Below are 11,968 nucleotides of genomic sequence, written 5' to 3' on the forward strand. Positions count from 1 at the left end.
GGCAATATAATGAAGATACTGGCATTTGATACTGCGCTAAATGCCTGCTCTGTTGCTATTACCAACGGAACCGAGATCCTCTCACAAACCCATGAGAAACGTCGCCGAGGACATGCGGAAACCCTGTTACCGATGATAGAAGCTCAACTGCTGGAAGCCGACCTCGCATACAAAGATCTCGACCTGATTGCTGTAACTGTTGGGCCAGGTACCTTTACCGGGCTCAGGATCGGCCTCGCCGCTGCACGTGGGATCGCCATTGCTGCGAAGAAACCAATCATTGGCATCACAACACTCGAGGCGCTTGCTGCGGCTGTGCCGATGACCTTAACGCAAGGTCGTCCCGTTATCGTAACGGCGGATGCAAGACGGGGAGAGGTATACCTGCAGGCCTTCAATCGCCTGGATACCGGCGAGATAATTGCCCCGCTCTCCCGGCCCGCCGCAGTCAAGATAGAGCACGCACTGGCGACGCTGGACATTGAGTCGGCCATAATTATCGGCTCCGGCATTCCCCTCCTGCAAAGCCTGCCGGATTTCAATGCACAGAAATATGAAGTTCTTGAGCTTGATGAGGATCCTGATGCGAGCAATATTGCCCGCCTTGCTCATGCTCGCGGCCTACCGGAAAGAAACTCCCCTCCGCCAGCGCCACTTTATCTTCGCGCGCCGGATGCAAAGTTACCAGGGGGAAGAGACCCCGCACCCAACTAATCAGGGCAACCTATGCAGGAAGATAATTTTTCAACTGATTTTTTCACAGACGCGTCTGTTGCGCCGCTTGCCGCCGCCATGCACGCACATTGCTTCACGGCACCCTGGAACGAAAATGATTTTATCTCCGCGCTCGAAATTCCCGGAACCCTGTTAGAGATATTGAGTGTCTCCGGAGAGCCCGCCGCCTTTTCGCTCTATCGGACCGTAATGGATGAAGCCGAGATCCTTACGCTCGGCACCCTGCCGGGATATCGCGGGAAGCGGATAGCCACTTATCTTCTGAACCAAGGCATTGCAAAACTTAGAGAATCCAACGTTCGCTTCCTTTACCTTGAGGTCGGCTCACAAAACCTGGCAGCGCAACGTCTTTATTATACAACAGGATTTAAAGAAATTGGCCGAAGGAGAAATTATTACAACCATTACGCGGGAACTGAAGATGCGATTACGATGAAAAAGATTCTTCAACCTATAAAAGGGGAAAAAATCGTTAGTTCGGAATAAGTGTTAGCCAATATTATTTTTTTTCTTTATTCTATTTTATATTTCATACTTACACTTATATTGACTATACACTTTAAGTCATTTGATATTGAAGGAGGTTTATTACAATGTCCGAAAAGATAGAAAAGCTAGAGCTTCTCGCCCTAACTACGGATATCGTTACCTCACACTTGTCTCGCAACCCCGTCAGCACCGGGGAAATCGCACCCTTGATTAATGATGTTTATAAAACTCTTTCAACCATCGGTGAAGCTGCGGAAGAGGAAGAAAAGCCGGAACCGGTCGTTGCTATTCGCAAATCCATACATCCAGATTACATTATTTGTCTAGAAGATGGTAAGAAGCTAAAGATGCTCAAACGACATCTAAAAACATCATACGACTTGACGCCCGATGAATATAGGGAGCGTTGGGGATTGCCTGCTGACTATCCTATGGTTGCGCCCAATTATGCCGAACAGCGCCGCAATCTTGCTAAGAAAATAGGTCTTGGAACCCGCCGCAAGAAAGCAAAGTCCAAGTAATATCTACTTTCGCTGGCCCTAAAAAATTAATTTGTATAAAATCAATACTGCTGACAGTAAATCAGCGGTCATTGAAAGTTAACTGAGGTTCAAATGTCTACTCGCCTGGAACAAATCTGCCTGGACAAGGGCTTGCGCATGACAGAACAGCGCCGTGTAATTGCGCGCGTACTATCGGAATCGCAAGATCATCCGGATGTAGAACTGGTTTATAAACGAGCCTCCGAGATCGACGAAACTATCAGTATTTCAACTGTCTATCGCACCGTTCGTATGTTTGAAGAAAATGGCATACTTGAGCGGCATGACTTTGGTGATGGCCGGGCCAGATATGAAGAAGCGTCGGAAGAGCACCATGATCACCTGATCAACGTGCAAACCGGCCAGGTCATTGAGTTTACCAGCGAGCAGATCGAAGATTTACAAAAGAAGATTGCCGAAGAACTTGGTTTTGAACTGATTGACCACCGGCTTGAACTTTATGGGAAGCCTCTTTCAAAATCGGCAATGGCGAACGTGCCTCCCGAGGAATCGGTCGTCAATATCAAACAGACATCACACAGCAAGAAACTTGATTAAAGGTTCGGCGCACCTGCATTTATGAGTAACATTCGTCCATTTCTTACCGTGTTGGCCGTCCTTTTATGGGCGGGAATTCTGATACCATTTCAGATCATCACCTTGCTGGCCTTTAAGCAGCATCGATACCGCATTCCTCAAATTTTCCATAAGGGAATTTGCTGGCTGCTCAGGGTCAAAGTTGTTGTTTCGGGTCAAATTGAACAGACTCAGCCAACGCTGTTTGTGATTAATCATATTTCCTGGCTAGATATTCCCGTTATCGGAAAGGTCATTCAGGGAAGTTTTGTCGCCAAGAAAGAGGTTCAGAGCTACCCCTTTGTTGGCGCGATTTCAAAACTTCAGCAAACAATTTTTATCAAGCGTACGCGGCCTGCCATCAAGGGTCACAAAGGTGAAATGCAGGAGCATCTTGAAAATGGCGACAATTTATTCCTGTTCCCGGAAGGCACCTCGTCGAACGGGATTATTATCCAGAATTTCAAGAGTGCGTATTTCGGTCTCGCAGAGCGGGAGATCAACGGTCACCATCTAAAAGTTCAACCAGTGACCATCGCCTACAGCCGATTGAACGGTATTGCACTAACCCGCGGCACAATGGGAATTATCGCCTGGGTCGGAGATGAAGAATTACTCAGCCATGTCTGGGCGTTTTTAAAACGCGGCACGATAACGGCTGAGTTACGCTTTCACCCTCCCGTCACAATTGACGACTATGATTCTCGAAAAACGATGGCAAGTGACTGTCAATTGAGCATAGCCAAAAGCCTTAGTCGGGCGTTAACGGGTCGGGAAGAGCCATAATGCCCTGCAAATGCAGAAAATTACGAATTTGACGATTTTTCCCGTGAATTACAGGCCGTGCTTCTCTATTTGTCATATTACTGCTAATTTATCCATGTTATGGAACAGCATTTCAGAATGACGGACAAAGTCTTCAGAACCGGTGAGGTTGACTAGGAAGCGTGAACAAAAAACTTTATATCTCTACTTATGGCTGCCAGATGAATGTTTATGATTCAGCTCGCATGGCAGACCTGATGTCCCCTCTCGGCTACTCCCTGACAAACAAACCGGCTGACGCGGATATGGCAATCCTCAATACTTGCCATATACGGGAAAAAGCATCGGAAAAAACCTTTTCGGAGTTGGGCCGCTTGCGCAATTTACGCCGGGATAAAAAATCCCGCGACGAAGGTGATATGATTATCGCCGTTGCCGGATGTGTTGCACAGGCCGAAGGGGCGGAAATCATGAAACGTGCGCCCTATGTGGACATGGTATTTGGGCCGCAATCCTATCACCATCTGCCGGAAATGGTGGCGCAGGCAACACGCGGCGTCGGCCATATTTTGGAAACGGAATTTCCCGTTGAGCCCAAATTCGATCATCTGCCTGAAGAGGCAATTGACAAAAACCTCAGCGCCTTTCTGACTGTTCAGGAAGGCTGTGACAAGTTCTGCGCCTTTTGTGTCGTGCCTTATACCCGGGGAGCTGAATTCTCCCGCCCCGTTGCCGCGATCATCGATGAGGCAAAGCGCATGGTTGCCGCGGGAACGCGAGAGATAACGCTGCTCGGGCAGAATGTGAACGCCTATCATGGCGAAGGGGCTGACGGTAAATCGGTCAGCCTTGCGCGCCTGATAAAGGAACTCGCAGAGGTAGAGGGGCTGGACCGGCTACGTTACACCACGTCCCACCCTTTGGAGATGTCAGAAGATCTCTGCAGCGCTCATCGGGATATAGATATCCTGATGCCTTACCTTCATCTTCCGGTGCAGGCTGGCTCTGACCGTATTCTCGCCGCGATGAACCGTCGCCATACGGCGGATGAATATCGGCGCATTATTGATAAACTGCGTCATTACCGTCCCGACCTGGCGCTTTCCGGCGATTTTATTGTTGGATTTCCTGGCGAAACGGATCAGGAGTTTGAGGATACCCTTCAACTGGTGCGTGACGTCGAATATGCGCAAGCCTACAGCTTTAAATACAGCCCCCGTCCAGGGACGCCCGCAGCAGCGCTGGACGGCGAGATGATTGACGAGGCTGTGAAATCCGAACGCCTTGCCCGACTACAGGCCCTGCTGAATGAACAACAGCTTGCCTATAACCGGTCATTCGTTGGCAAGGAAATTGACGTGCTGCTGGAACGAGAAGGAAAACGCGAAGGACAACTTGTCGGTCGGAGCCCTTATATGCAATCCGTCTTTGTGCCGTCGCCTTCCCATCGAATCGGTAATATTGCAACTGTCATTGTACGAGAGGGTAACGCAAATTCTCTACGTGGCGAATTGAAACCCGGTAGTGTCGCCGACGCGGCATAGGAACAAACGTGGCAAAACATCAATCAAGCTCGAATTCCCCAAAGTCCGAACCCGACAAGAACAGCGCGACCATTCTTGAATTTGACGACAATCATTTGCTTGCCCAACTCGTTGGGGAACATGATCGCTATCTTGCGCGGATCGAACAGGGCCTTGATGTCTCTGTTGCCTCCCGCGGGAACAAAATGGCAGTTTCGGGTAGTCAATCAGCAAAGGCAGCGGCAAAAACCGTATTGCTGGACCTTTATGAACGGCTCAAGAAAGGTTTCGATGTAACCGAAGGCGAAGTCGACGGCGCCATACGCATGGCAAATGATGCCCCTGCGAAAGATGGCAGCCGAGGCACCGTTTCAGGTGAAGGCGCAATGATTGTCACCAAGCGTCGGCGAATCACACCACGATCGACCAATCAAGGTGTCTATGTAAATTCATTGCGCACACATGAACTGGTTTTTGGTCTCGGTCCGGCTGGCACGGGTAAAACCTACCTCGCTGTTGCCAATGCGGTGGCCATGCTGATCGAAAACAAGGTGGATCGACTAATCTTGGCCCGTCCTGCCGTGGAAGCCGGCGAAAAGCTTGGATTTTTACCCGGCGATATGCGGGATAAGATAGACCCCTATCTTCGGCCGCTTTACGATGCGCTTTATGACATGCTCCCTGCCGAAGAGGTCGTTAAACGCCTCGAAAACGGGGAGATTGAAGTTGCAGCCCTTGCATTTATGCGGGGACGGACACTATCGAATGCCGCGATTATCCTTGATGAAGCGCAGAATACGACTCCCGTCCAGATGAAGATGCTGCTCACCCGGATGGGTGAAAATTCCCGCATGGCCGTCACTGGCGATCTTAGCCAGATTGACCTGCCGCTCGGAATGCGATCCGGGTTGCATGAAGCTGTCGAGATACTAAAAGGCGTTAAAGGCGTAGATTTCATTAATTTTGGCGAATCAGATGTCGTCCGGCATCCGCTGGTCACCCGCATCGTTCGCGCCTACGGGGAACACGACCGCGAAAAGCAACTGGCATTAAAGTCAAGGAAACCATGACATACTGATGGATGACCTTCCCTTTACTCTCGATATTGCTATCTCAGTTGCAGATCCATCATGGCGAAATCTTGTTTCGGACATTGATGCCTTGGCGAAAGAAGCCGCTCTTATTACCCTCGGTTTAGTCAGCAGGGAGTTTGAGCTCGTTCCCCTTGCCGATGGTCAAAAGCCAACTGTTGAGGTGAGCGTTGTTTTTACGAATGACGCCGAAATTCAAATATTGAACCGGGATTATCGCGGTAAGGATACGCCGACAAATGTCCTCTCTTTTCCAGATGCGCCGCTCAGCCAGGCGGAACTACAAAGTGCCAGCCTCATGAATGAGCCATTATTGCTGGGTGACATTGTCCTAGCGCGCGAAACCTTGGTCAGCGAAGCCACAGCGCAAACCAAAGACATCCGTAATCATTTGGCACATTTGCTGGTCCATGGCGTTTTACATCTTGCCGGTTTTGATCATATGACAGAAAATGAAGCCGAGAAAATGGAGCATCTTGAAATCGTCATCTTACAAGACTTAAATATCACTAATCCTTATGAGCTCTCTAATCAACCGCGACAGGAGACCCCTGACCAAAAATGACTGACAATATGTCGCGCGAAAGCCTTTCTGAACAACCAGTAGAACCGCCATCCCAAAAGCCCACTAATGCTGTCTTACACATTCTAAAACGTGTACTGGGAATAGGTCAGCAAACGGAAAGTAGCGTACGATCTACGCTGGAAGAGCTGATTGAGGAGCATAACGACCCCGAACAATCCATAAATGCTTCTGAGAAGCTGATGTTGACCAACATCCTGAGTTTTAGCGAACTCAGTATTAGTGATGTATTGGTGCCTCGTGCCGACATTGAGGCAATTGATGCTAACTCAAATTTGCATGAAGTGGTGAAACGATTCAAGGAAACAAGCCATTCACGCATGCCGGTCTACAGCGAGACCCTCGATAATGTTACGGGCATGTTTCATATCAAGGATCTGATTAATTTCTGGGGCGATAAGGATGCCGGAGACTGGTTGAGTTTCCGCCGTGAAATCCTGTTTGTTCCGCCGTCCATGACTGTACCGGACCTCCTTCTTAAAATGCGGGCGACGCATATTCATATGGCGGCTGTCGTCGATGAATATGGTGGTATCGATGGTCTTGTTACCATCGAGGATCTAGTTGAGGAAATTGTCGGCGATATTGAAGACGAACATGATGAGAAGGAAGGTCCACTGATCATCGTCGGGGCAAACGGTATGTTAGAGGCTGACGCCCGTGCCTCAATAGAGGAACTGGAAAGCCTCGTTGATATGGATTTGCTCCCGGAAGAGGAAGACGATGAAGTGGATACCGTTGGCGGACTCGTTTTCCAGCTAGCAGGACAGATACCGGCCCGCGGGGAAATCATCTCCCACTCAGACGGACTGGACTTTGAAATTATTGATGCAGATCTGAGAAAGGTTAAAAAAGTCAGAATCCGGCGTCGTCCGCCGGATGCGGATTTGGCTGAATGACAGCCTTGAATGCCTGGGTTTCAAACCTTTCTCAGTTTAAAAAATCACTTATTGCCTTTGTATTAGGTGTGCTTGTCGCGGCAGCACTGCCGCCGCTTAATCTTATATTCCTCCTGCCCGTGAGTTTTACCGGTCTGATTTGGATTTTAAGCGCTGCAAAATCCCGCAAACAGGCTTTTTTCGCGGGATGGTGGTTTGGTTGGGGCCAATTTATTGCCGGCCTTTACTGGATTGGGGTCGCCTTCACGGTTGATGCAAAGACCCATGCCTTGCTTATGCCGCTGCCGGTTTTGGTTCTTCCTGCATTTCTTGCCATCCTCTCTGGCTGCGCGACCCTTCTGACTCACGTTTCCCGCACGCGATCTCTGGCCAGAGTATTTGTCTTTAGCGGTTTGTGGCTGGTTTTCGAGTATATTCGGGGTGTTCTATTCACAGGATTCCCCTGGAATGCTATTGGCTATAGTTGGAGCGATATACTCCCTATTTTACAAACGACGGCATTTATCGGTGCGTACGGCCTGACCCTGTTCACCGTTTTTCTCAGCTCTCTGCCAGCTCTATTTGGGGAAGTTGGCACATCCAGAAGAACGGCTACTCTCTCGTTGCTTATTACGACGGGACTCTTTGTCACCTTCTACAGCATTGGCATGGTCCGAATCCCGACGTCTCCCGTAAAGAATTTTGAAGCCGCACCACTCAGGCTCGTTCAACCAAATATCCCTCAAACCGATAAATGGAAACCCGATCTCCTCCTTGATCATTTAAGAAAATTGGTAGAGTTGAGCCTGATTGATAATGGCTCCGCACCGCGATATTTTATCTGGCCGGAAACAGCGGTGCCATATTATCTGACAACGACAAAACCCCTGCAAAAAGAATTATCACAGATCATTCCGTCAGGCGGTGCCATCGTAACCGGCGCCCCGCGCCGTGATCCGGAAATCCGCCAGTACTGGAACAGCCTTGCGGTTCTGGGTGAGACCGGCGAAATACTAGATATTTATGACAAGCAGCATTTGGTGCCCTATGGCGAATATATGCCACTTAGATCCGTGATGGCGGCAACCGGCCTTGCAAATGTTATCCCGGCGCTTGACCAGATGTCAGATTTCGCCACTCCGGACAGGTCCGCCAAGAAGGTTATATCCATTCCGGGCCTCCCCCCGGCGCGGGCTATGATCTGTTATGAAATTGTTTTTCCGTGGGAGGTTGCCGCTGAAACTTCTTTTTCCTGGATCCTCAACATCACCAATGATGGCTGGTTTGGAACGACGTCGGGCCCCTATCAACATTTTGCGATGACACGAACGCGCGCCATTGAACAAGGCGTTGCCGTCGTGCGAGCTGCAAATACAGGAATTTCAGCGATTATTGGTCCTTACGGCCGCGTCGGAAAAAAGCTTGCATTGAATGAAACCGGCATTATCGACGTCGAACTGCCTCTGCCCCTATCGGACCGGACTTTCTATGCCCGTTATGGCGAAGCTGTTCCGATTTTTCTGGTTATCGCCTTTATCGGAATCGGGATCGGAATTCATCGCTACTCCCGAAAATCACTATCTTGACTTCTTGACTAGAAATTTCTTTGACGATACTGATTAAAACAACTTGAAGGATTAGAAGTTCGAAGTGTTAGCACGTAAAGTTTATTTTTCGACCGCCAGATAGCAAGAGGGATATAAATGCCAAATCATCCGGTGGATGTGCATGTAGGTAGCCGGCTCCGGATGCGTCGGACGTTGCTTGGCCTTAGCCAGCAGAAGCTGGGGCAAAAGTTGAGCCTTACTTTCCAGCAAATTCAAAAATATGAGCGCGGCGCCAATCGTATCGGCGCCAGCCGCCTTTTTGAGCTCAGCCGCATTCTTGAAGTAAAACCCGCGTTCTTTTTTGAAGAAATGCCCACAGGAAAGACGCCTCAAATTTCCGGCGTTGAAGAACAGCCAAGTGAATTTGAGCATGAGTTTCTCGGAAAACGCGAGACATTGGAGCTCGTTCGCGCCTACTACAAAATTGAAAATATGGATGTTCGCAAACGTGTGTTTGATGTTATCAAGGCATTGGCTGCGGATGATACGGAAAAAAAGACTTCGACAACGTCGCTATAAACTATGGGGCAGAATTTCTTGACCCTTTGATCGATTTTGATAGAGTGCGGCTGATTTTCAAATCGGGTGGTCGGCGCCGTCCCCTTTGGCCTCCACTAGGCGCTATTGACTAAAACAAGAGGATGTTCGCGTGCCAGGCAAAAATTTTCTTTTCACCAGTGAATCGGTATCGGAAGGGCATCCTGACAAGGTTTGTGACCGGATTTCAGACAGTATTGTCGATTTATATCTTTCGGAAGACCCATTTTCCCGCGTCGCCTGCGAAACGCTGACCACGACGAACAGAATTGTGCTTGCAGGCGAAGTCCGCGGCCCGGGCAACATTACGAAATCCCTGATAGAGGAAACCGCTCGCGCCGCTGTCAAGGATATTGGCTACGAACAGGATGGCTTCCATTGGAAGAACGCCGCAGTCGATGTGTATCTACATGCACAATCTGCGGACATCGCCCAAGGGGTTGACGCCGCAGGCAACAAGGATGAGGGAGCCGGCGACCAGGGAATCATGTTCGGCTATGCTGTAAACGAGACCGAAGTTCTTATGCCCGCACCGATCTACTATTCTCATAACATCCTGAAAGCGCTTGCAGATGCGCGCCATAGCGGCGCAGAAAAAGGTTTGGGACCGGATTCAAAAAGCCAGGTTACGCTGGCCTACGAAAACGGAAAGCCTGTGCGCGCAACTTCTGTTGTCGTTTCCACCCAGCATAATGATGACCTTGATACTGAAACGGTTCGGGAGATTGTCCGCAATTATGTTGTAGATGTACTTCCCGATGGCTGGATGTGCCCTGAAGAAGAATTTTATGTCAATCCGACTGGCAAATTCGTAATCGGTGGGCCCGATGGCGATGCTGGCCTTACGGGCCGCAAGATTATTGTTGATACTTATGGCGGTGCCGCACCGCACGGCGGCGGAGCCTTCTCGGGCAAGGACCCGACCAAAGTTGACCGTTCCGCTGCGTATGCATCTCGCTATCTCGCCAAGAATGTTGTGGCAGCTGGCCTTGCCGACCGTTGTTGCATCCAGGTGTCATATGCCATCGGTGTTTCCAAACCACTTTCGCTGTATGTCGATCTTTACGGGACCGGGAAAGTTAACGAGGACAAACTCGCCAAGGCCCTGATGGAAGTTATGGATCTGAGCCCGCGCGGTATAAGAGAGCATCTTGGCCTTAACAAACCAATCTATGCCCGAACCGCCGCCTATGGACATTTTGGGCGGACGCCGGATGCGGATGGTGGTTTCTCCTGGGAGAAAACCGATCTTGTGGATAGTCTGAAATCCGCGCTTTCCTGAAAGCCTGATTATGTCAGACCGGCAGGTGAAAGGCGGACGTATCCTCTATGGTCGACGCCGAGGGAAGCCCCTTCGCAAGGGCCAGAAACGCCTGATCGAGAGCGTACTCCCAAAGCTCGCCATTCCCCTCAATACCGATCGCCTAGATCTTCCGTCTCTCTTCCCGGAAGATTGCCGCAGTTTCTGGCTGGAGATTGGTTTTGGCAGTGGGGAACATCTGGCCTGGCAGGCGAATGCCAATCCGGAAGTTGGTATTATCGGGTGTGAGCCTTATATCAACGGCGTTGCGACCCTGCTTGGTAAGCTTGAGGAGGACGGCGGGCAGAATGTGCGGTTGCACAATGAAGCGGCGGAGATGTTAATCGAGAAACTGCCCGAATCCAGCATCGATCGTGTATTCATACTTTTCCCTGATCCCTGGCCGAAGAGTGGTCACAATAAACGACGATTCGTCTCAAGATCCAATATTGAAGCCCTTGCCCAAATCATGAAATCTGGCGCAGAACTTCGAATCGGCACTGACCACACGGATTACGGAACGTGGATCCTTTGGCATATGCTACAATCCGACAAGTTTGCCTGGATTGCCGAGAGTTCGGAGGATTGGCGGGAACGCGGCGCTGACTGGCCATCTACGCGCTATGAGATGAAGGCGGTTGAAAAGGGGTTGCGACCCGTCTACTACCGATTCCGCCGGCTCTAGGCCAAATACAGCATCGCTAACGCAAGAAAAAGCTTGGCTTTGCTGGCATCTCAGCTATTATACATCTCATACATGCTGTTCGCTCACCGTTAGGATGAGCTTGTTTGGACGGTGGGCCTCTGGTCCGCTGTTTTTTTATGGTTTGTTACAAATGCGAGAAGTACTCTGAACGCGATCGAGAAAATTAAAGATTTGATCACGCCACCCCTAAACGACATGGGTTATGAAGTGGTGCGGGTGCGCTTGACGGGAAACGAAAAGAAAGTGCTCCAGATCATGGCTGAAAAGCCGGATGGAACTATGACGATCGAAGGCTGTACGGAAGTCAGCCAGATGGTTTCAGCACTATTGGATGTAGAAGATCCTATTTCCGGCGCCTATGATCTTGAGGTCTCCTCCCCGGGGATCGATCGGCCGCTTACCCGGCTTAAGGATTTCGATCGCTGGTCCGGGTTTGAAGCAAAAGTGGAATTGGAGCAGGCCGTTGAAGGCCAGCGCCGATATCGCGGCAAGCTGTTGGGTCTTAAGGATGACAATATCCTGATGCAGACCGACGACGGCGATCGACTGGAACTGCCTTTTTCAGAGGTGAGAAAGGCAAAATTAATTTTGACAGACGAACTGATTGCAGCAAGTAGCCGCAGCGCTTGAGTTCGT

The 11,968-nt window shown here is 50.0% G+C and carries 14 protein-coding genes; all 14 read left to right on the top strand.

The annotated features are described in order from the left end of the window. Positions 1–9 precede the first annotated feature (9 nt). The 14 genes from tsaB (at position 10) to rimP (ending at position 11,962) form a co-directional block, all read left to right on the top strand. A complete protein-coding gene (gene tsaB / locus GQE98_RS02930) occupies positions 10–714 on the top strand; it encodes a tRNA (adenosine(37)-N6)-threonylcarbamoyltransferase complex dimerization subunit type 1 TsaB (RefSeq protein WP_161314039.1) in 705 nt (234 codons plus the stop codon). 12 nt (positions 715–726) lie between these two features. Continuing rightward, a complete protein-coding gene (gene rimI / locus GQE98_RS02935; protein WP_161314040.1) occupies positions 727–1,221 on the top strand; it encodes a ribosomal protein S18-alanine N-acetyltransferase in 495 nt (164 codons plus the stop codon). 107 nt (positions 1,222–1,328) lie between these two features. Continuing rightward, positions 1,329–1,745 (top strand): Ros/MucR family transcriptional regulator, encoded by a 417-nt coding sequence (locus GQE98_RS02940; protein ID WP_161314041.1) that lies wholly within the window; start codon positions 1,329–1,331, stop codon positions 1,743–1,745. Positions 1,746–1,838: 93 nt separating this feature from the next. Then, the gene (locus GQE98_RS02945; RefSeq protein ID WP_161314042.1) at positions 1,839–2,324 is read left to right on the top strand and encodes a Fur family transcriptional regulator; all 486 of its coding nucleotides are present in this window, start codon (positions 1,839–1,841) and stop codon (positions 2,322–2,324) included. Positions 2,325–2,345: 21 nt separating this feature from the next. Continuing rightward, complete coding sequence (locus GQE98_RS02950; protein WP_161314043.1) at positions 2,346–3,128, top strand: lysophospholipid acyltransferase family protein; 783 nt, start codon at positions 2,346–2,348, stop codon at positions 3,126–3,128. A gap of 161 nt (positions 3,129–3,289) precedes the next feature. Next, a complete protein-coding gene (miaB, locus tag GQE98_RS02955; protein ID WP_161314044.1) occupies positions 3,290–4,651 on the top strand; it encodes a tRNA (N6-isopentenyl adenosine(37)-C2)-methylthiotransferase MiaB in 1,362 nt (453 codons plus the stop codon). A gap of 8 nt (positions 4,652–4,659) precedes the next feature. Next, positions 4,660–5,700, top strand: coding sequence for a PhoH family protein (locus GQE98_RS02960; RefSeq protein ID WP_161314045.1), 1,041 nt, complete (start codon positions 4,660–4,662; stop codon positions 5,698–5,700). A 7-nt stretch (positions 5,701–5,707) separates the two neighbouring features. Beyond that, positions 5,708–6,286 carry an rRNA maturation RNase YbeY gene (ybeY, locus tag GQE98_RS02965; RefSeq protein WP_161314046.1) on the top strand — a complete coding sequence of 193 codons (579 nt, stop codon included), beginning with the start codon at positions 5,708–5,710 and terminating at the stop codon, positions 6,284–6,286. Next, positions 6,283–7,203, top strand: coding sequence for a hemolysin family protein (locus GQE98_RS02970; protein ID WP_202526050.1), 921 nt, complete (start codon positions 6,283–6,285; stop codon positions 7,201–7,203). Before ybeY ends, GQE98_RS02970 begins: the two co-directional genes overlap by 4 nt. Further along, positions 7,200–8,768: an apolipoprotein N-acyltransferase gene (lnt, locus tag GQE98_RS02975; protein ID WP_161314047.1), complete on the top strand. Its 1,569-nt coding sequence runs from the start codon at positions 7,200–7,202 to the stop codon at positions 8,766–8,768. Before GQE98_RS02970 ends, lnt begins: the two co-directional genes overlap by 4 nt. A 117-nt stretch (positions 8,769–8,885) precedes the next feature. Continuing rightward, the gene (locus GQE98_RS02980; protein ID WP_161314048.1) at positions 8,886–9,308 is read left to right on the top strand and encodes a helix-turn-helix domain-containing protein; all 423 of its coding nucleotides are present in this window, start codon (positions 8,886–8,888) and stop codon (positions 9,306–9,308) included. Between the two features lie 130 nt (positions 9,309–9,438). Next, a complete protein-coding gene (gene metK, locus GQE98_RS02985) occupies positions 9,439–10,608 on the top strand; it encodes a methionine adenosyltransferase (RefSeq protein ID WP_161314049.1) in 1,170 nt (389 codons plus the stop codon). 10 nt (positions 10,609–10,618) lie between these two features. After that, positions 10,619–11,311, top strand: coding sequence for a tRNA (guanine(46)-N(7))-methyltransferase TrmB (gene trmB / locus GQE98_RS02990; RefSeq protein ID WP_161314050.1), 693 nt, complete (start codon positions 10,619–10,621; stop codon positions 11,309–11,311). Between the two features lie 111 nt (positions 11,312–11,422). Next, positions 11,423–11,962, top strand: coding sequence for a ribosome maturation factor RimP (rimP, locus tag GQE98_RS02995; RefSeq protein WP_343044135.1), 540 nt, complete (start codon positions 11,423–11,425; stop codon positions 11,960–11,962). The last annotated feature ends 6 nt before the right edge of the window (positions 11,963–11,968 follow it).

Source organism: Sneathiella litorea (genome assembly GCF_009882915.1).
GTDB lineage: Bacteria > Pseudomonadota > Alphaproteobacteria > Sneathiellales > Sneathiellaceae > Sneathiella > Sneathiella litorea.